A 19,770-nucleotide genomic window follows, 5' to 3' on the forward strand; every position below is an offset into this window, starting at 1 on the left:
GAAGATCCACCGAAGGAGGCTCACATGAAGTACGCACTGCTCATCTACCCGAAGGCCGGTAGCCACGAGGCGCTCAGCCCGGAGGAGTACGGGCCGGTCAACGCGGCGTACCTGGCGTTGCGGGACGATCCGCGCTGCCTCGCCGGGGCGCATTTGCAAGGGGCGGACACGGCGACGACCGTGCGGGAGACCATGGTCACCGACGGCCCGTTCGCCGACACGCGCGAGGTGCTCGGCGGCTACTACGTCATCGAGGCGACGGACCTGGACGACGCCCTCGAGTTCGTGAAGCAGATCCCCGCCATCCGGCTGGGCGGGGCGGTCGAGGTCCGCCCGCTGGTGAACATCCCGGTCGAGGACTCGTTCTGATCGAGGACGTCTTCCGGCGCGAGTGGAGCCGAGTCCTGGCGTCCCTGGTCGGCTTCCTCGGCGATTTCGATCTCGCCGAGGAGGCCGCCCAGGAGGCGTTCGCGGTCGCGGCCGAGCGCTGGCCCCGCGACGGCGTGCCGCGGCATCCGGTGGCCTGGTTGGTGACCACCGGCCGCAACCTGGCCATCGACCGGCTGCGACGCGCGCGCACGCTCTCCGCCAAATACCAACTGCTGCACCATGATTCGGCGGCTCCGCACATGGACGACATCGACCTCGACGACAGCACGATCACCGACGAACGACTGGAGTTGATCTTCACCTGCTGCCATCCCGCGCTGGCGACCGAAGCTCAGGTCGCCTTGACCCTCCGCGCCCTGGGCGGCCTCTCGACCGCCGAGATCGCGCGTGCCTTCCTCGTCTCCGAAGACACGATGAAACGCCGCCTCACCAGGGCGAAGACGAAGATCAAAGCCACCGCCATCCCCTTCACCGTCCCCGCCGACCCCAACCTCCCCGACCGCCTCGCCGCGGTCCTCAAGGTCATCTACCTGATCTTCACCGAGGGCTACACCGACCGCCCCGACCTCGCCACCGAGGCCATCCGCCTCGCCCGCCTCCTCGTCGAGTTGATGCCCGACGAATCGGAGGCGCACGGCCTGCTCGCCCTCATGCTCCTGCACGAATCCCGCCGCGCCGCAAGGATTCTCGACGGAGAACTCATCCCCCTCGCCGAGCAGGACCGCTCACTCCACGACCACGCCAAGATCGACGCGGGCCGCGCCGCGCTCGATCGCGCGCTGGCACTCCACTCGAACACCGGACCATACGTCCTCCAAGCCGCGATCGCCTCGCTCCAGTCCGAACCCGAAATCGATTGGCGTCAAGTCGAATTGCTCTACGAACGCCTCGAACAGATCACCGCCTCACCCATCGTCACCCTGAACCGCGCGGTCGCCATCGCCGAATCGGGCGCCCCCGAACGAGCCCTCGAACTCGTCGACTCCCTCACCCTCGACGGCTACCGCTACCTCCACTCCACCCGAGCCGAACTCCTCCGCCGCCTCGGCCGTACCGAAGCCGCACACGAGGCGTACACCCGCGCCCTGAGCCTGACCGTCACCGAACCCGAGCGCCGATTGCTCGAGCGTCGACGGTCGGAACTCCCGCGATCATGAGGCCGATTCAATCCACGCGCGGCGGGCGGCTCAGTGCGTCAACCAGATCGCCTCAGCCGCCGGACTCCCCAGATCAATAGTCCTGTCCCCCAACCGAATAGCGATCGTCCCCGCGAAATCCCGCCGCTCCACCACCGTGATCGGCGTATCCAACGCGATCCCCACCGAATCGAAATACCGCAACATCGCCGGGTCGAAGTCCGCGATCCGGGCCACCCGCCCCGACTCCCCGGCCTCGAACCGGCTCAACTGCCGTGCGGCCGGGGTCGGCACCGCCCCGTCCGCCGAGGGGATCGGATCGCCGTGCGGATCCCGGTCCGGGTGGCCGAGTTTCGCGTCGATCCGCGCCATCAACGTCTCCGACACCGCGTGCTCCAGCACCTCGGCCTCGTCGTGCACCTCGTCCCACCCGTACCCGAGTTCATTGACCAGGAACGTCTCGATCAACCGATGCCGCCGGACCATCGCGATGGCCGCCAAGCGGCCCTTCTCGGTCAGCGTGATCGCCCCGTACCGCGCGTGCTCGACCAGATCCTGGTCCGCCAGTTTGCGGACCGCCTCGGACACCGTCGAAGCCGACACCCCGATCCGCTCCGCCAGCAACTTCGTCGACACCTTTTCCGTCGACCATTCCTGGGCCGTCCAGATCACCTTCAGGTAATCCTGGGCGACCGAGGACAGGGCCGGGGCGACGGTCGCTCCGCCTTCGGGCGGGGTGGGGGGTCGTTTTCCGGGCACGTCAACGAGCTTAGGCACACCTCGGTCGGTTTCCCACATCAACGCGCGCGGCCCGCAGGCCGGTGACGGCGGCGTGACGATCGGGTTGATGCGGGGCGTACCGGGCTGTGAACATCCGCACCGCGAAATGCTGTCCGTGACCTGGCTTGCGTAGGCTGCCGGGTGTGCAGAGATGGCGAAGTCTCGAGGAGATGCCCCCGGACTGGGGCCGGTGTGTGCTCACGATCGGGGTGTTCGACGGGGTGCACCGCGGACACGCCCAGCTGATCAATCGTGCCGTGAAATCCGCTGCGGCGCGCGGGGTTTCCTCGGTTCTGATGACGTTCGATCCGCACCCGATGGAGGTGGTGCGACCCGGATCGCACCCCGCGCAGCTGACCACGCTGACGCGGCGGGCGGAACTGGTGGAGGAGTTGGGCATCGACGTCTTCCTCGTCATGCCGTTCACCCACGAGTTCATGAAGCTCACCCCCGCGCGGTACGTGCACGACCTGTTGGTGGAGAAGTTGCACGTCACCGAGGTGGTGATCGGCGACAACTTCACCTTCGGCAAGAAGGCCGCGGGCACGGTGGAGACCATGCGAGAACTGGGCGCCCGCTTCGGTTTCGAGGTCGACGGGGTGCGGCTGGTGGGGGAGCACGCGGTCACGTTCTCCTCGACCTACATTCGCTCCTGCGTCGACGCGGGCGATATGGCCGCGGCCGCCGACGCGCTGGGCCGCCCGCACCGGGTCGAGGGCGTCGTGGTGCACGGCGACGGCCGCGGCCGGGAGCTGGGCTTCCCGACCGCGAACGTGGCCCCGCCCATGCACGCCGCGATCCCGGCCGACGGGGTGTACGCGTGCTGGTTCACCGTACTGAGCCCCGGCAAGACCGTCGGGACCGTGCTGCCGGGCAAGCGGGCCATGGCCGCGGTGTCGGTCGGCACCAATCCGACGTTCTCCGGCCGCACCCGCACGGTCGAGGCGTACGTGCTCGACGCCGATGTGGACCTGTACGGCCAGCACGTCGCCGTCGACTTCGTCGAACATCTGCGCGGCCAGCGGGCCTTCTCGACCATCGACGACCTGGTGCACGCCATCGGCCGCGACGTCGAGCAGACCCGCAAGGTGCTCGCCGAGGACAAGTAGCCTCACGCCTCGGTGAACTCCAGAATGTCCTGATTGACCTCCGCCGCGTGGGTCACGTACATCCCGTGCCCCGCGGTGGGCAACTCCTTCAGCGTGGCGTTCGGGAACAGCCGGACCGCGACGCGGCTGGTCGGGTCGATCGGGATCGACTGGTCGTGGTGGCCGTGCACGAGCAGTACCGGAACCGTGATCGACGGCAGCTCGGGGCGCAGGTCGTCGAAGGCGATGCACTTCTGGACCTCGAGCGCGGCCATGTGCGTGGCGCTCAGACAGCGGCGAATCTCGTTGTCCACCAAGGCGGTCGACACCTTGTTGCCGATATGGGTGGCGAAATAGCCCTGCGCGCGGTCGGCCATCCACCCCGGGCGATCGGCCCGCAGCGCGGCGATCGACGCCTCGAGCGCGGCCCGCGGCACGCCCGTCGGATGATCGTCGGACCACAGCAGCCTCGGCACCGCCGCCGCCAGCAGCACCAGCCTCGCGACCCGATCCTGCCCGTGCCGCGACAGATACCGCACCGCTTCCGCACCGCCCCCGGAGTGCGCGATCAGGGTGACATCGGTGAGGTTCAAATGCTCGAACAGCGCGGCCACGTCGTCGGCCCGGGTGTCGAGGTCGTACCCGCCCGCGGGCCGATCCGACCGCCCGTGCCCGCGCCGATCCAGCAGCACGCACCGATACCCCTGCTCGACGAAGAACGGCACCTGGTGATCCCACATCTCGGTGTTCAGCGACCACCCGGCCAGGAACACCAGAACCGGACCCGTCCCGTACTCCTCGTAGGCCAGCGTGGTTCCATCGGTGGTGGTGAAGTAGGGCATCTCGTTCTCGCTTTCCTTGCGTCGGTGAATACAACGGTCGCAGCCGGAGGTAGGGAAAGCGATTACGTGTGGGGTAAAGACGAGCCCCGCCTCTCGATCGGGTAGAGTCATCCGTCGGGTTTGCTGCGGTCCGCGGCGGCGCCCACCCGGGACTTCCGGTTTCCCTCGAACGCGGACTGAAACAACAGGAGTGATTTCGTGGCTCTGACCACCGAGCAGAAGGCGGCCATCCTCAAGGAGTACGGCCTGCACGAGAAGGACACCGGTTCGCCGGAGGCCCAGATCGCGCTGCTGTCCAAGCGGATCTCCGACCTGACCGAGCACCTGAAGGTGCACAAGCACGATCACCACACCCGCCACGGCCTGCTGGGCCTGATCGGTCGCCGTCGGCGGCTGTCGAAGTACCTGCAGGACAAGGACATCGAGCGCTACCGTTCGCTGATCGAGCGGCTCGGGCTGCGTCGCTGAGCGACGCGGGACACGAGCTGTCGCGGGCAGTTCGCAGGACAGCCGACGGGAAGGCATAGAATCTTCCCGTCGGCTTCTCGCGTGTGCGGACCCTACGGCCGCACTGCGACGGGACGACACGGCCGTACGCACCCGCCATCGTGGCGTCGGTCTTCGGTAGTGGCCTTTCGGCAGGAACATCACTGTCGCTGGGCTTCGATCGATGACCGCCTCCGCGTCGCCGGTTCCAAGGGGAACCGGTCGGGTGTGCGCGCCGCAGCCAGGAGGGCTGCCGCGCGCCCGAGCCGGGTACGGCTGACGAATGCCGGATCGCGCCGCACGGCGCTGGATCCGGCGAAGACGAGAGGTTGAGAACAGACATATGTCAGACACAGTGACCAGCTCCGCGATCGAGGTCGAGCCGGGCGTGTTCGAATCGGTCGCCCTGATCGACAACGGGACCTTCGGCACCCGCACCGTCCGGTTCGAGACCGGGCGCCTGGCCAAGCAGGCCGCCGGATCGGTCGTCGCCTACCTCGACGACGAGACCATGCTGCTGTCGGCCACCACCGCGGGCAAGCAGCCCAAGGACCAGTTCGACTTCTTCCCGCTGACGGTCGACGTCGAGGAGCGCATGTACGCCGCGGGCCGCATCCCCGGCTCGTTCTTCCGTCGCGAGGGCCGCCCCTCCACCGACGCGATCCTCACCTGCCGCCTCATCGACCGCCCGCTGCGCCCGTCGTTCGTCGACGGCCTGCGCAACGAGGTCCAGGTCGTGGTGACGGTCATGAGCCTGGACCCGAACGACCTCTACGACGTGGTCGCCATCAACGCGGCGTCGGCGTCCACCCAGATCGCGGGCCTGCCCTTCTCCGGCCCGGTCGGCGGCGTGCGCGTCGCCCTGATCGACGGCCAGTGGGTCGCGTTCCCGACCACCGAGCAGCTCGAGGGGGCCGTGTTCGACATGGTCGTCGCCGGGCGGGTCGTGGAATCCGGCGACGTCGCGATCATGATGGTCGAGGCCGAGGCCACCGAGAACGTCATCGCCCTGGTCGACGGCGGCGCGCAGGCGCCCACGGAAACCGTTGTGGCCGAAGGGCTCGAGGCCGCCAAGCCGTTCATCGCCCGGCTGTGCAAGGCGCAGGCGGATCTGGCGCAGCTGGCCGCGAAGCCGACCGAGGACTTCCCGGTCTTCCTGCCCTACGAGGACGACGTGTTCACCGCCGTCGAGGGCACCGCCAAGAACCCGCTCGGCGAGGCGCTGTCCATCGCGAACAAGCAGGAGCGCGAGGAGCGCATCGACGAGATCAAGCTCGAGGTGCTGTCCAGCCTCGCCGAGGACTTCGTCGGCCGCGAGAAGGAGATCGGCGCGGCGTTCCGCTCGGTCACCAAAAAGCTTGTGCGCCAGCGCATCCTGTCCGACGGCTTCCGCATCGACGGCCGCGGTCTGGCCGATATCCGCGCGCTGTCGGCCGAGGTGGCCGTGGTGCCGCGCGCGCACGGTTCGGCGCTGTTCGAGCGCGGTGAGACCCAGATCCTGGGCGTCACCACCCTCGACATGGTGAAGATGGCCCAGCAGGTCGACTCGCTCGGCCCGGAGACCTCCAAGCGCTACATGCACCACTACAACTTCCCGCCGTTCTCCACCGGCGAGACCGGCCGGGTCGGCTCGCCCAAGCGGCGCGAGATCGGCCACGGCGCGCTCGCCGAGCGCGCGCTGGTTCCGGTGCTGCCCTCGCAGGAGGACTTCCCCTACGCCATCCGTCAGGTGTCGGAGGCGTTGGGCTCCAACGGTTCCACCTCGATGGGTTCGGTGTGCGCCTCGACCCTGTCGCTGCTGAACGCCGGTGTGCCGCTGAAGGCCCCGGTCGCCGGTATCGCCATGGGCCTGGTGTCGGACACCGTCACCAACGACCAGGGCGTGCAGGAGGCCCGCTACGTCGCGCTGACCGACATCCTCGGCGCCGAGGACGCGTTCGGTGACATGGACTTCAAGGTCGCGGGCACCCGCGAGTTCGTGACCGCGCTCCAGCTGGACACCAAGCTCGACGGCATCCCGTCCAAAGTCCTTGCGGGAGCGCTGAATCAGGCCCGCGACGCGCGCCTGACCATCCTGGACGTGATGGCCGAGGCCATCGCCACCCCGGACGAGATGAGCCCCTACGCCCCGCGCGTCACCGCGATCAAGATCCCGGTCGACAAGATCGGCGAGGTGATCGGGCCCAAGGGCAAGGTCATCAACCAGATCACCGAGGACACCGGCGCCAACATCTCCATCGAGGACGACGGCACCGTGTTCGTCGGCGCGACCGACGGCCCGTCGGCGCAGGCCGCGATCGACGCGATCAACGCCATCGCCAACCCGCAGCTGCCCAAGGTCGGCGAGCGCTTCCTCGGCACGGTCGTCAAGACCACGGCCTTCGGCGCGTTCGTCTCGCTGCTGCCGGGTCGCGACGGTCTGGTGCACATCTCGAAGCTGGGCAACGGCAAGCGGGTCGGCAAGGTCGAGGACGTGGTCAACGTCGGCGACAAGATCCGCGTCGAGATCGCCGACATCGACAACCGCGGCAAGATCTCGCTGGTCCCCGTCGAGGAGGAGGCCGAGTCGAGCGAGAGCCCGGCTGCGGCGGAGGCCGGTGCGGAGTAGAAAGCTCGGTGTGACGAAGAAGAAGACCGCTACCCCCTTGCTCGTCGGCGGCGAGCAGGGGGGTTCGTCTCTGCGGATGTTGACCACCGACGCGCCGCTGGCCGACAGCGGGGTGCGCCGGACCGTGCTGCCCGGCGGGCTACGCGTCGTCACCGAGCATGTGCCCGGGGTGCGGTCGGCCTCGATCGGGGTATGGGTCGGCGTCGGTTCGCGCGACGAGACCCCCGGCGTGGCCGGCGCCGCGCACTTCCTCGAGCATCTGCTGTTCAAGGCGACGCCCACCCACACCGCGCTCGACATCGCCCAGGCCATGGACGCGGTCGGCGGTGAGCTGAACGCGTTCACCGCCAAGGAGCAGACCTGCTACTACGCGCACGTCCTCGACGAGGATCTGCCGCTGGCGGTGGAACTGGTCTCCGACGTGGTGCTCAACGGGCTGTGCCGGGCCGAGGACGTCGACGTCGAGCGGCAGGTGGTGCTCGAGGAGATCTCGATGCGCGACGACGACCCCGAGGACACGGTCGGTGACGCGTTCCTGACCGCGCTGTTCGGCGATCATCCCGTGGGCCGCCCGGTGATCGGGACCATCGAGTCGATCGAGTCGATGACGGCGTCGCAGCTGCGCGGCTTCCACGTGCGGCGGTATCGGCCCGAGCGGATGGTGGTCGCGGTGGCGGGCAATGTCGAGCACGAGCACACCGTCGAACTGGTCTACCGCGCCTTCGCCGCGCATCTCGACGCCGCGCGCGAACCCGCGCCGCGCCGCGAGGGCCGGTTCCGGCCGCGCACGTCGCCGCAGCTGCACTGGATGCGCCGCGACAGCGAACAGGCGCATCTGGTGTTCGGGGTGCGCGCGTTCGGGCGGCACGAGGGGGAGAAGCGCTGGCCGCTGTCGGTGCTCAACACCATTCTCGGCGGCGGCCTGAGTTCCCGTCTGTTCCAACGGATTCGGGAGGAACGGGGACTGGCGTACTCGGTGTACTCCAGCGTCGACACCTTTGCCGACACCGGGGCGTTCTCGGTGTATCTGGGCTGCCAGCCCGAAAACCTCGGGGAGGTGGCCGCTTTGGCGCGCGGCGTGCTCGAGGAGGTCGCGGCCGACGGCATCAGCGAGGCCGAATGCGCGCGGGCCAAGGGTTCGCTGCGCGGGGGACTCGTTCTGGGACTGGAGGATTCGGGTTCGCGGATGAACCGGATCGGGCGCAGCGAGTTGAGCTACGGCAATCATCGCAGCGTCTCGGAGACCCTGTCGCGGATCGACGCGGTGACCACCGAGGAGGTGTCCGCGGTCGCGCGGACGCTGTTGTCGCGGCCGATGGGGGTGTCGGTGGCCGGGCCGTTCCGGCGCTCGCGCGAGCTGCCCGCCTCGGTGCGGAAACTGGTGGATTGAGCTGGGCCCGAACGCTATTCGTGATCGTGGGCGCGATTGGCCGCACCCACGATCGCGTCCAGCAGTCCCGGGAAGACATCCTCGAGTTCGGCTCGGCGCAGCCGCGCGTAGGTCTGGCCGTCGGTGATGATGCGTTCGGTCACACCCGCCTCCCGCAACGTCTTGAGGTGATGGGTGGCCGTCGACTTGTTGATCGTGTCGTAGAGCAGCCCGCAGCGCACCGGTTCCCCCGCGTTGCTGAGCCTGCGGACCATCTCGAGCCGCACCGGATCCTGGAGCGCGCTCAGCACGGTCTGCACGGATCCGATCGGAAATGATTCGACACTGGTGTTGCTGTCCGTCATGATCAACCTCGCCGGCCGGTTTGATGGGAATCGAACCGAGGATCGGTGTGTTGAGTTCGATCATAGTCAAACCTACCTGATGGAGAGGGATCGATGACAGCGACTGTGGCCGTCGCCCCCGACGAGCGGGCGACGCAACCCTGGGCCTACGCACTGATCCTCGCCGCCAGCGGCGTGGCGCTCGGTGTGTCGGGTGTGCCCGCCCCGCTGTACGGCATCTACCAGAAGCAGTGGCATTTCTCGCCGCTGACCACGACGATCGTCTTCGCGGTGTACGCGATCGCGGCGCTGGCGGCGGTCCTGGTGTCGGGGCGGATCTCCGATGTCGTGGGCCGTAAGCCGGTGTTGCTGGGCGCGTTCGCCACGATGGTGCTCGGCCTGGTGGTGTTCCTGTTCGCCGACAATGTCGCGATGCTGTTGATCGCGCGGGCGCTGCACGGCATGGCGGTCGGTGCGACGGTGGTCGCGGGCGCCGCGGCGCTGCTGGATCTGCGGCCCACCCGCGGCGCGCGGTCCGGGCAGCTGAGCGGCGTCGCGTTCAATGTCGGCATGGCCGTGGCGATTCTGGGCTCGGCCCTGCTGGCGCAGTACGTCCCGCATCCGCTGCGCACGCCGTACGTGGTGATCACGCTGGTGTGCCTGGCGATCGCGGCCGGGGTCGTGCTGATGGAGGAGACGCACACCACGCGCGTCGCCGGACCGATCCGCATCGCCAAACCCGCTGTCCCGCAAGAGATCCGGGCCGATTTCTGGTTCTCGGCGCTGGGCGTGATGGCCGCCTGGTCGGTGCTGGGCGTGCTGCTGTCGCTCTACCCGTCGCTGGCCTCGGAGAAGACCGGCGTCCACAACCTCGTCTTCGGCGGCGCGGTCGTCGCCTCCACCGCCACCGCGGGCGCCCTCGCCCAACTCTTCGCGACCAGGATCCCCGCCCGCCGCGCCGCCGTCATCGGCGACACCGGCATGGCCCTGGCACTGCTCCTCACCATCCCCGCCCTCGCCACCCACAACTGGCTGATCGTCCTCGCCGCGGGCATCGTCCTGGGCGGCACCTTCGGCCTCGGCTTCGGCGGCTCCCTCCGCCACCTCTCCAACGTCGTCCCCCAACACAAACGCGGCGAAACCATGTCCGCCTACTACCTCCTCGCCTACACCGCCATGGCCCTCCCCACCGTCCTGGCAGGCTGGGCCGCCACCACCTGGACCATGGGCACGATCTTCCCCTGGTTCGTCACCGTCGTAGCCCTGGCCTGCCTAACCGCCGCCGCCCTCGGCCTCCGCCCCCACCACCCCGCCTAACCCCAGGCTTACGAACCCCAGGCGCACCAACCCCAGCCGCACCCTTTATTCGAATCCGCACCCCTTGCAAGGCCATACAAGGGGTGCGGATCCCAACAAAGGGTGCGGCGAGAGCTGCCACACCCCGTAGAGGTACGGCAACCCGAGCCGCACCCTTTATTCGGATCCGCACCCTTTGCAGGGCTATACAACGGGTGCGGATCCGAACAAAGGGTGCGGCTGGGTTCGTGGGCCTTTGGGGCGGTGGTGAAATGGGGTCGGGCGCAACGGGAGTGCGGGGTGGGGGTGGGGTGGATACGATGCGGCCATGGTGTCGCGGGGCCGGTTCGGCGGGTGGGTGAGCCGGAGGGCGCAGCGGTCGGGGTTGTTGGTGGCGGTTGTGGCGGCCGTCGTCGGGGGGTTGGGGATCGCGGGGGTCGCGTGGTGGATTCTGTGGGTGATGCTGGGGGCTCGGGCGGAGCCGCCGAATCAGGTGGAGCTCACCAAGATCGCGTTGTCGGTGTCGGCGGGGGTCGGTGGGGCCGTCGCGTTGGTGGTGGCCTATCGGCGGCAGCGGGATATCGAGCGGGGGAGGTTCGCGGAGCTTTTCGGCGCGGCGGCAAGGCAATTGGGGGATGCGGATGTGGCCGTGCGGATCGCGGGGGTGTACGCGATGGCGGGGGTCGCGGACGAGTTTCGGGCGGCGGGGCGGCGGCAGCAGTGCATCGATGTGCTGTGCGGATATCTGCGGTTGCCGTACGAGCCCGAGGCGGGAGCCAATCATCTGATCGGGCGGACCGAGACGGTGGAGGGCAAGCCGACCGTCGAACTGCGGTACCAGTTCCGGCAGAACGACCGAGAGGTGCGGCGTGCGATCGTGGACGTGATCGTCGCCCACCTGCGGCCGACCGCCGATGTCTCCTGGTCGCATCACGACTTCGACTTCGCGGGCGCCGTCCTCGAGGACTGCGACTTCCGATCCGCCGAATTCGCCGGACAGCGAACGTATTTCGCCCGCACCACCTTCATCGGCGAGCGAGCGACGACCTTCGAGGGCGCGAAATTTACCGGCCGTTATGTCACCTTCCGCGACGCCCGATTCTGCGGCGACTCGGCCCTGTTCCGCGCCGCCGAATTCGCCAACCACGACCCGGGCAAAGGCGATCATGCAAGGCGCGGAACGCAATTCGAAGGCGCGGAATTCCAATGCCCCGTCTCCTTCGAACAGGCCACCTTCCGCGGCCCCCAGATCTGCTTCCGCGACACCACCTTCGGCGAACTGACCCGCTTCGCCGACGCCCGCTTCAGCGCCGAATTCACCGATTTCCGATCCGCCGTCTTCTCCGGCGAGCAGACCGCCTTCACCGGCGTCCGATTCGCCAGCCCCACCACCTCCTTCCAACGCGCCACCTTCGACGGCGACCTCGTCCGCTTCGACAAGGCCGAATTCACCGGTCCCGCAATCGATTTCGAGAAGGTCCGCTTCGCCGCCGCCCTCACCGCGTTCGCCGACACCCGCTTCGGCGTCCGCCCCCGCTGGCGCCAGGGCCCGCCCGTGCGCACCGACTTCTCCGGCGCCGAATTCCGCGGCCGAATCCTGTTCGACGACGCCGTCCTCGACGGCCGCACCGTCGACTTCTCCGGCGGCGACTTCCGCGGTGAAATCTCCTTCCAGGCCGCGAAATTCGCGGCCGGAACCATCGATTTCACCGCGCCCACGAGCTGGGTCGGCACCCGCTTCTTCTGGGACCGCGACGCCATCCTCAAACCCGACAATGTCGAGCCCGCCCGCTGGCCGCCCACGCCCGTACCGCGCCCGCCGGACGAAGAGGCGTAGCGTCGCGGACATGAGAATTCGTGGTGCCGTCCTGGAACGGATCGGGGATTCGACGCCGTTCGCCGAATCCCAGCCGATCGTCGTCGACGACCTGGAGCTCGGGGAGCCCGGGCACGGGGAGATCATGGTCCGGATCGAGGCGGCCGGGCTGTGTCATTCGGATCTGTCGGTGGTCGACGGGAACCGTGTGCGGCCGGTGCCGATGCTGCTCGGCCACGAGGCCGCCGGGCGCGTCGAGCGGCTCGGCGCGGGGGTCGACGATCTCGCCGTCGGCCAGCGCGTCGTCATGACATTCCTGCCCCGGTGCGGGACGTGTACGGGTTGCGCGACCGACGGCCGCACCCCCTGCGTGCCGGGCAGCGCCGCCAACAACAACGGCGAACTGCTCGAGGGCGGCCGCCGACTGCGCCGCAACGGCGAACCGGTCCACCATCACCTCGGCGTCTCCGCGTTCGCCACCCACGCCGTGGTCGACCGACGTTCGGTGGTCCCCGTCGACGACGACGTGCCGCCCGAGGTCGCGGCCGTCCTCGGCTGCGCGGTCCTCACCGGCGGCGGCGCCCTGCTCAACTCCGCGCGTCCCGGCCCCGGCGACCGCATCATGGTCGTCGGGCTCGGCGGCGTCGGCATGGCCGCGGTCCTCGTGGCCGCCTCCCTGCGCGCCGAACTGGGCAGCGAGGTCATCGCCGTCGACACCCTCCCCGAGAAGCTCGCCCTCGCCACCGACCTCGGCGCGACCCAGGTCTACACCCCCGCCGACCTCGCCGAACGCGGCATCCAGGCGGAATCGGTGATCGAGGCCGCGGGCAATATCCGCGCCTTCGAAACCGCCGTCGCCGCGACCGCCCCCGGCGGCACCACGGTCACCGTCGGCCTCCCCAATCCCGAAGCGCGAGCGAGCATTTCGCCGCTCGCCCTGGTCGCGGGCGGCCGCTCCATCGTCGGCAGCTACCTCGGCTCGGCGGTCCCGTCGCGGGACATTCCCGAATTCGTCCGCATGTGGCGCTCGGGCCGCCTGCCCGTCGAACGCCTGGTGTCTTCGCGCATCCGGCTCGAGGACATCAACCAGGCCATGGACGAACTCGCGGCCGGGCACGGGTTGCGGCAGGTCATCGTGTTCGATTGAGCCCACCCCGGGCGGGTGTCCGCCTTCCCCCGAACCCCGAACGATAGGCTCGGCGCAGAGTGTCGGACGGCAGGTGAGGAGTTGACGGTGACCACGAATCGCATCCGGGTGGGTGTGCTCGGTGCGCGCGGCAAGGTCGGGCAGGCTGTGTGCGCGGCGGTCGAGGCGGCCGCGGATCTGGAGCTGGTCGCCGAGGTCGACAAGGACGACGCCCTGGACACGTTCGGCGCCAACGACACCCAGGTGGTCGTCGACTTCACCCACCCCGATGTCGTCATGCCGAACCTGCGCTGGCTGATCGACCACGGCATCCACGCCGTCGTCGGGACCACCGGATTCGACGAGGCGCGGCTCGACGAGGTGCGCGGCTGGCTCGCGGCGCGGCCCGAGGTCGGGGTGCTGATCGCCCCGAATTTCGCCATCGGCGCGGTGCTGTCCATGCGTTTCGCCGAACAGGCCGCCCGCTGGTTCGAGTCGGTCGAGGTCATCGAACTGCATCACCCGAACAAGGCCGACGCCCCCTCCGGCACCGCCTACCGCACGGCCGGGATCATCGCCGAGGCCCGCAAGCAGGCGGGCGTCGGCCCCAGCCCGGACGCGACCACGACCGAACTCGACGGCGCGCGCGGCGCGAGCGTCGACGGCGTGCGCGTGCACTCGGTGCGCCTCGCCGGACTCGTCGCCCACCAGGAGGTGCTGTTCGGCACCCAGGGCGAGACCCTCACCATCCGCCACGACTCGATCGACCGCACCTCCTTCACCCCCGGCGTCCTACTCGGCGTGCGGCGGATCGGCGCCCGCCCCGGCCTGACCGTCGGCCTCGATCCGCTGCTCGACCTGTGAACATGCCCGACCGCCAGGTGGCCAGGACGGTCGGCCTGCTCGCCTTCCTGGTTCTCGCGCTGGCGTTCTACTTCCTGCTGCTGGGCCGAATCGCGGTGGAGCTCTTGGGATCCGGCAAGCCCGCCGCCATCGCCATCGGCGTCGGCGTGCTGATCCTGCCGCTGCTCGGCGCGTGGGTGGTGGCCACCAGCATCCGCGCGGCGCTCGCGCATCAGCATCTGGCGCGGCGGATGCACGAGGAGGGGCGGGAGCTGGATGTCTCCGACCTTCCTCGTCGCCCCTCCGGCCGGATCGAAAAGCCCGCGGCGGACGCGCTTTTCGAGCGGGTCCGGCGGGAGTGGGAGGCCGATCCGGACGATTGGCGCACCAATTACCGGGTCGCTCGCGCGTACGACTACGCGGGCGATCGCGGGCGGGCGCGGGAAACCATGCGTCGGGCAGTGGCTTTGGAGCGTGCGGAGCGGAGCTCTCGGGACTGACGAGTGGTCGCGACACGGGCCACCGTGAACGATGCATAAGCGTTTCATCCGGGCCTCCGGGATACAGTCGAGACGTGAGCATCGAATGTTCGAGCGTCATCGCGGCACCTCGGGCGGATGTGTTCGAGTGGTTCCGCCGACCCGGCGCCTTCCGGCGGCTGGCGCCCCCGTGGCAGCCGGTCGACATCGCGGCCGAGGCGACCTCGCTGGCCGATGGGCAGGCGGTGCTGCGGCTCCCCGGCGGACTGCGGTGGGTGGCCCAGCATCAACCTGGCTACTACGATCCGCCGTGGCGGTTCGTGGACGAGGTCGCCGTCGATGGGCTGGCCTCCGCGCCGGTGGGGAAGTTGTTGCCCTGGCGGCACATTCATGAGTTCGAGGCGATCGACGACCGGAGTACGCGCGTGATCGATCAGGTCGAGACGCCGATTCCGGCGGCGGTGTTGCGACCAATGTTCGCCTACCGGTATCGGCAGCTCGCCGATGATCTGGCGGCCCACAAACGCGCCGCCGCACGGGGTTTCGGTCCGGCGACGATCGCGGTAACCGGCGCTTCGGGTCTGGTCGGCTCGGCGTTGACGGCGTTTCTCACCACGGGCGGTCACACCGTCATCCGGCTGGTTCGGCGCGCTGCGACGAAACCCGATGAGCGAGAATGGGATCCGACCGCGCCGGCCGCCGATCTGCTCGACGGGGTGGACGCGGTGGTTCATTTGGCGGGCGCGTCCATCGCAGGCCGCTTCACCCCTTCGCACAAACGTGTCGTTGCCGAGAGTCGTATCGGCCCGACGCGCGCCTTGGCCGAGGCGGCCGCGAAGGCGGGGGTCGAGACGTTCGTCAGCGCTTCGGCCGTCGGCTATTACGGGGCCGCGCGCGGTGATGAAGTTCTCGACGAAAACGCCGCTCCTGGAACGGGTTTCCTCGCCGATGTGGTCACCGCGTGGGAATCCGCGACCGAACCCGCCGCCGCGGCCGGTATTCGCGTGGTGCGGGTGCGCACCGGCATCGTGCAGTCCCCGAGCGGCGGCACCCTCCGCCTGCTCCGCCCCCTGTTCGAGCTCGGACTCGGCGGCCGCATCGGCGACGGCCGCCAGTGGCTGCCCTGGATCGGCATCGACGACCTGGTCGACGTCTACCACCGCGCGCTCTGGGACACCGAACTGTTCGGCCCCGTCAATGCCACTGCCCCGCAACCGGTCCGCAACCTCGACTACACCCGCACCCTGGCCCGAGTCCTCCACCGCCCCGCCCTCCTCCCCATCCCCAAACTGGGCCCCGCCCTCCTCCTCGGCCCCGAGGGCGCCGACGAACTCGCCGCCGCCAGCCAACGCGCCGTCCCCACCCGCCTGACCGCCGCCGACCACCCCTTCCGCGACCGCGACCTCGAGTCGAACCTACGTCACCTGCTCGGCAAAACCCCCACCTGAACCAACCCCAGCCGCACCCCTTATTCGAATCCGCACCCCCTGCAAAGAGTGCGGATCCCCACAAAGGGTGCGGCTGGCTTACCAAAGCTGGGGACGCCCAAACGTACGGCAACCCAGCCGCACCCTTTATTCGAATCCGCACCCTTTGCAGGGCTCTAGAAGGGGTGCGGATCCGAATAAGGGGTGCGGCTGGGCTGCAAGGCGTTTGGAGGCCGAGCCTTGAATCGGTGGTGCATCAGGTCAGGGCGTCGAGGGCGGCGTGGAGGCTGTCGACATGCCCGACCTCGGGAGGCAGGCGCGTCGCCTCCCAGCCGGGACCGCCGACCAGCACGCGGGCGCCCGCGTCGAGACATGCTCGCACCGTTGCGAAAAGGGCGGTCGACTCGTGGTTGGACCAGAGCACGACCGTGGGGGTTCCGGGATGCCGGGACAACGTGTCGGTGAGCGCGAACGCGGGGACGTCCGCGCCGAGCATGACGGCGGGAACCCCCCGTTCGGCCAGCGCGGCGCGCAGGACCTCGAGCGGGAGCGCGTGTTGTTCACCGCTCGTGCAGGCCAAGACGATCGCCGCCGGGTCCGACGACTGCGGCGGCGGATTGCCGCGTTGCAGCACGGAGGCGACGCACCACGAGAGCAGATGCTCCACATCGACACAGCCCACGCCCCGGTCCTGTTCGGCGACGATCTCGGCAAAAGCGGGGCGGCACAAGCCGTTCCAGGTGTCGACCACGCCGAATTCGCCGAAGTGCTTGGCCAGCAGGGTCGTTGCCGCGGTGGTGTCGAGCGCGAAGGCCGCGTCGAGCAGCGCGGCGCGATCGCCGAACTCGATGACCGGACCGCGCACCACCGCGGCGGCACCGGCCGGGCTCGCGCCCTCGCGGATCAGGGCCAGCATGCGTTCCAGCGCGGCGATATCCGCCTCGGTGTACAGCCGGTGCTTCCCGGGGCTGTGCCGGGACGGCCCGATCCGATAGCGCTGATTCCAACTGCGCAGCGTGGCCGTCGGAATGCCCAGCCGATCGGCGACCGCGCGCACGGTGTACCCCGCGGCGGCGTCGGATGCGTGACCGGAGGACATGGCGATCATTCTGCCCGGTCGCGTTGGCCGCGTTCGACACCGGCAGGGTTGCGCGCCCGGGTCATAGCCGCCGCCACGCCCGCGCGCCGATCCGCGACACGCCGCGACGCGCCATTCTCGAACCGCCGGGTCGTCCAAGCCGGGTTGTGTGCACGGAACCTCCTCGGTATGGTCGGCTGCATCGATTATGCATCGATGTTGGTAGCATGGGGACATCCACGACGGAGGAGAACCAAGTGACCGCGTTTCCCTCGGCCCGATTCCGGCGTCTCGCCGCGACCGCGGCGATCCTTGTGGGAGCGGTCGCGTTGTCGGCGCCTGCGTCGAGTGCCGTGCCTGCATCGGATGTCGGGCCCGTGTCGGGTGCTGCGTCCGTGCCGGATGCCGTGCCCGCTTCGGACAACGCGCCCGTATTGGCCGCAGCGTTTGCACTCGACACCGCGCCCGCCCCCGTGCCGCAGCTCGATCTAAACCGCTACCTCGGAACCTGGTACCAACTGGCGGCGATCCCGCAGTACTTCAACCTGGTCTGCGCCCGCGATACCCGCGCCGAATACGCGCTCGACCCGCAGGGCGACATCGCCGTCCACAACACCTGCACGACCTGGGCCGGGACCCCGAACGAGATTCGCGGCACTGCCACGGTCAACGACCCGGTGACGAAAGCGCAGCTGCACGTCTCCTTCCCGGGCGTCCCGACGCAGGACACTCGCAGCGGGCCGACGAACTACATCGTGACCGCGCTCGGCCCGGGCTACTCGTGGGCGCTGGTCACCGATCCGGGCCGGCTGTCGGGCTTCGTCCTGTCGCGGACGCCGGGCCTCGACGCGCGGGAGTGGTCGGAGGTGCGCGCCGCGATCGTCGCCGCGGGGGAGGATCCGTGTGTGTACTTGACCTCACCCACCACTGGCGACGATCGTCTCGCGCCGCTGTGCGCGGTGTGACACCGATGGTCCCGCGCGCGGGATCGACCGATGCCGGGTCGACGCCCGCGAGGGCCGCACCACCGTCGCGCTCGAGCCGCCGCGGCGGGCGGTGCGACCCTCGTGGCCGTCGAATTCGCAACTACACCACCATGTTTGGAGTCGAGCGATGACCGTTACCGTCGCGCTGTTCACCCGGGATCTGCGGGTGCACGACAATCCGGCCCTGGTCGCGGCCCATCGCGAGGGGGCGGCGGTGGTGCCGTTGTTCGTCGTGGACGAGCGGATCGTCGCCGGTCGTCGGTCCGCGCCCAATCGGGCTCGATTCCTGGCGGCGGCGCTGGCGGAGCTGGACGCCGAATTGCGTTCGCGCGACGGGCATTTGATGGTCCGGCACGGCGATGTCGTGGACGTCGTGGACGAGGTGGTGCGGACCGTGCACGCCGAGAGCGTGCATCTCGCGGAGGATGTGAGCTGGTACAGCCGTCGGCGGGAGGAGGCGTTGCGCAAGCGGCTGGCCGAGCGGGATTGTCTGGTGCATACGCATCCCGCGTCGATCACGGCGGTCGATCCGAATGAGCTCGGGCCCTCGTCGGGGCGGGATCATTTCGCCGTCTTCACTCCGTATTACCGGCGTTGGCTCGATACTCCCATGCGTCGACCGCTGGCCGCGCCGCGGGGGATGGTGGTGCCGCCGGTGCGGGGGGACGAGTTGCCGGAGTTCGAGGAGAGCCGGGCGGACAGTTCGCCGCAGTTGGCGGTCGGGGGGTGTGTGACGGGGCGTAAGTTGTTGCGGCAGTGGGCTTCTCGGCGATCCGAGGATTACGCGAGCGACGCCGATGATCTGCCGGCCGACGCGACGTCCCGTCTGTCGCCGTATCTGCATTTCGGTTGTCTGTCCCCGATCGAGGTGTTGCATCAGGTCGACGTGCAGTCCCCGGGCGGGGCGGCGTTCGCGCGGCAGCTGGCCTGGCGCGACTTCCACCATCAGGTCCTCGCGGCCCACCCCGAGGCCGGGTGGCGCGACTACCGCCCCCGCGGCATTCGCTGGCGTGAGGACCCCAAGGCGCTGCGTGCCTGGCAGGAGGGCCGCACCGGCTTCCCGATCGTCGACGCCGGGCTGCGCCAGCTGCGCGCCGAGGGCTGGATGCCCAACCGCGCCCGCCTGATCACCGCCAGCTTCCTCACCAAGACCCTGCGCATCGACTGGCGCGTCGGCGCCGAGCACTTCCGGTACTGGCTGGTGGACGCCGACGTGGCCAACAACCAACTCAACTGGCAATGGGTCGCCGGCACCGGCAACGACACCCGCCCCAACCGCGTCCTCAACCCCCTGCGCCAAGCCGAACGCTACGACCCCGACGGCGAATACACCCGCCGCTGGATCCCCGAACTCCGCGACCTCGAGGGCCCCACCATCCACCGCCCCTGGCGCGCCGCCATCCCCCCGGAGGTCTACCCGTCCCCCATAGCCGAGTTCAACGGCATGTAACCACGCCATCCGCACCCTTTGTTCGAATCCGCACCCCTTGCAAGGCCCTGCAAAGGGTGCGGATCCGAATAAAGACATCCCAGGGGCTTGGAGGTCAAGCAGCAGTGGCTTGTTCGGTGTATGTGGGCCATGCGGCCGCTTCGTCGTAGAGGGTGCGTGTTTTGAGGCAGCCGTGGAGGATGCCGACGAGGCGGTTGGCGAGTTGCCGTAGCGCGGCGTGGTGTTC

Annotated in this window: 18 protein-coding genes and 1 pseudogene; 14 read left to right on the forward strand and 5 right to left on the reverse strand. The window is 69.3% G+C overall.

The genetic code is table 11. The annotated features are described in order from the left end of the window. Positions 1-24 precede the first annotated feature (24 nt). Positions 25-369 carry a YciI family protein gene (locus tag ACWDSJ_RS24020; protein WP_450034377.1) on the forward strand — a complete coding sequence of 115 codons (345 nt, stop codon included), beginning with the start codon at positions 25-27 and terminating at the stop codon, positions 367-369. Next, a complete protein-coding gene (locus ACWDSJ_RS24025; RefSeq protein WP_450034421.1) occupies positions 366-1,547 on the forward strand; it encodes an RNA polymerase sigma factor in 1,182 nt (393 codons plus the stop codon). Before ACWDSJ_RS24020 ends, ACWDSJ_RS24025 begins: the two co-directional genes overlap by 4 nt. Before the next feature lie 30 nt (positions 1,548-1,577). Here ACWDSJ_RS24025 and ACWDSJ_RS24030 read toward each other — a convergent pair whose 3' ends face one another. Continuing rightward, on the reverse strand, positions 1,578-2,303 hold the full coding sequence (locus ACWDSJ_RS24030; RefSeq protein WP_450034379.1) for a metal-dependent transcriptional regulator: 726 nt from the start codon (positions 2,301-2,303) through the stop codon (positions 1,578-1,580). A 146-nt stretch (positions 2,304-2,449) separates the two neighbouring features. Here ACWDSJ_RS24030 and ACWDSJ_RS24035 point away from each other — a divergent pair, with 146 nt between their 5' ends. Continuing rightward, complete coding sequence (locus ACWDSJ_RS24035; RefSeq protein ID WP_450034381.1) at positions 2,450-3,415, forward strand: bifunctional riboflavin kinase/FAD synthetase; 966 nt, start codon at positions 2,450-2,452, stop codon at positions 3,413-3,415. A 2-nt stretch (positions 3,416-3,417) separates the two neighbouring features. Here the strand turns inward: ACWDSJ_RS24035 and ACWDSJ_RS24040 are convergent, their stop codons facing one another. Further along, positions 3,418-4,236, reverse strand: a complete 819-nt coding sequence (locus tag ACWDSJ_RS24040) for an alpha/beta fold hydrolase (RefSeq protein WP_450034382.1) — start codon at positions 4,234-4,236, stop codon at positions 3,418-3,420. A 198-nt stretch (positions 4,237-4,434) separates the two neighbouring features. On the opposite strand from ACWDSJ_RS24040, the gene rpsO reads away from it, so the two are divergent. The 3 genes from rpsO (at position 4,435) to ACWDSJ_RS24055 (ending at position 8,720) form a co-directional block, all read left to right on the forward strand. Continuing rightward, positions 4,435-4,704, forward strand: coding sequence for a 30S ribosomal protein S15 (gene rpsO, locus ACWDSJ_RS24045; RefSeq protein WP_040720363.1), 270 nt, complete (start codon positions 4,435-4,437; stop codon positions 4,702-4,704). Positions 4,705-5,065: 361 nt separating this feature from the next. After that, positions 5,066-7,330, forward strand: a complete 2,265-nt coding sequence (locus tag ACWDSJ_RS24050) for a polyribonucleotide nucleotidyltransferase (RefSeq protein WP_450034384.1) — start codon at positions 5,066-5,068, stop codon at positions 7,328-7,330. A gap of 76 nt (positions 7,331-7,406) precedes the next feature. After that, on the forward strand, positions 7,407-8,720 hold the full coding sequence (locus ACWDSJ_RS24055) for a M16 family metallopeptidase (protein ID WP_387356997.1): 1,314 nt from the start codon (positions 7,407-7,409) through the stop codon (positions 8,718-8,720). Positions 8,721-8,734: 14 nt separating this feature from the next. Here the strand turns inward: ACWDSJ_RS24055 and ACWDSJ_RS24060 are convergent, their stop codons facing one another. Then, a complete protein-coding gene (locus tag ACWDSJ_RS24060; protein ID WP_387356251.1) occupies positions 8,735-9,064 on the reverse strand; it encodes an ArsR/SmtB family transcription factor in 330 nt (109 codons plus the stop codon). A gap of 93 nt (positions 9,065-9,157) precedes the next feature. Between ACWDSJ_RS24060 and ACWDSJ_RS24065 the strand changes: the two genes are divergently transcribed. The 6 genes from ACWDSJ_RS24065 to ACWDSJ_RS24090 all read left to right on the forward strand — a co-directional run bounded on the left by ACWDSJ_RS24065 (position 9,158) and on the right by ACWDSJ_RS24090 (position 16,051). Beyond that, positions 9,158-10,360: an MFS transporter gene (locus ACWDSJ_RS24065; protein WP_387356252.1), complete on the forward strand. Its 1,203-nt coding sequence runs from the start codon at positions 9,158-9,160 to the stop codon at positions 10,358-10,360. Between the two features lie 307 nt (positions 10,361-10,667). Continuing rightward, positions 10,668-12,176, forward strand: a complete 1,509-nt coding sequence (locus ACWDSJ_RS24070; protein ID WP_450034386.1) for a pentapeptide repeat-containing protein — start codon at positions 10,668-10,670, stop codon at positions 12,174-12,176. A 10-nt stretch (positions 12,177-12,186) separates the two neighbouring features. Next, complete coding sequence (locus ACWDSJ_RS24075; RefSeq protein WP_387356256.1) at positions 12,187-13,302, forward strand: alcohol dehydrogenase catalytic domain-containing protein; 1,116 nt, start codon at positions 12,187-12,189, stop codon at positions 13,300-13,302. A gap of 87 nt (positions 13,303-13,389) precedes the next feature. Continuing rightward, positions 13,390-14,145 carry a 4-hydroxy-tetrahydrodipicolinate reductase gene (gene dapB, locus ACWDSJ_RS24080; protein ID WP_450034388.1) on the forward strand — a complete coding sequence of 252 codons (756 nt, stop codon included), beginning with the start codon at positions 13,390-13,392 and terminating at the stop codon, positions 14,143-14,145. Positions 14,146-14,147: 2 nt separating this feature from the next. After that, a complete protein-coding gene (locus ACWDSJ_RS24085; protein WP_450034389.1) occupies positions 14,148-14,624 on the forward strand; it encodes a hypothetical protein in 477 nt (158 codons plus the stop codon). A gap of 74 nt (positions 14,625-14,698) precedes the next feature. Further along, positions 14,699-16,051 (forward strand): TIGR01777 family oxidoreductase, encoded by a 1,353-nt coding sequence (locus ACWDSJ_RS24090; protein ID WP_450034391.1) that lies wholly within the window; start codon positions 14,699-14,701, stop codon positions 16,049-16,051. A 235-nt stretch (positions 16,052-16,286) separates the two neighbouring features. Here ACWDSJ_RS24090 and ACWDSJ_RS24095 read toward each other — a convergent pair whose 3' ends face one another. Beyond that, positions 16,287-17,129: a MerR family transcriptional regulator gene (locus ACWDSJ_RS24095; protein ID WP_450034392.1), complete on the reverse strand. Its 843-nt coding sequence runs from the start codon at positions 17,127-17,129 to the stop codon at positions 16,287-16,289. A gap of 374 nt (positions 17,130-17,503) precedes the next feature. Here ACWDSJ_RS24095 and ACWDSJ_RS24100 point away from each other — a divergent pair, with 374 nt between their 5' ends. Both ACWDSJ_RS24100 and ACWDSJ_RS24105 read left to right on the forward strand, forming a co-directional pair. Continuing rightward, entirely contained in the window at positions 17,504-18,073 is a 570-nt protein-coding gene (locus ACWDSJ_RS24100; protein WP_450034393.1) for a lipocalin family protein, read from the forward strand. A 148-nt stretch (positions 18,074-18,221) separates the two neighbouring features. Continuing rightward, positions 18,222-19,544 (forward strand): cryptochrome/photolyase family protein, encoded by a 1,323-nt coding sequence (locus tag ACWDSJ_RS24105; protein WP_450034395.1) that lies wholly within the window; start codon positions 18,222-18,224, stop codon positions 19,542-19,544. Between the two features lie 94 nt (positions 19,545-19,638). On the opposite strand, the pseudogene ACWDSJ_RS24110 reads toward ACWDSJ_RS24105, so the two are convergent. Further along, positions 19,639-19,770 (reverse strand): annotated as a pseudogene (locus tag ACWDSJ_RS24110) (IS110 family transposase); the annotation flags it as partial.

This window comes from Nocardia sp. NPDC003482, from assembly GCF_053588115.1.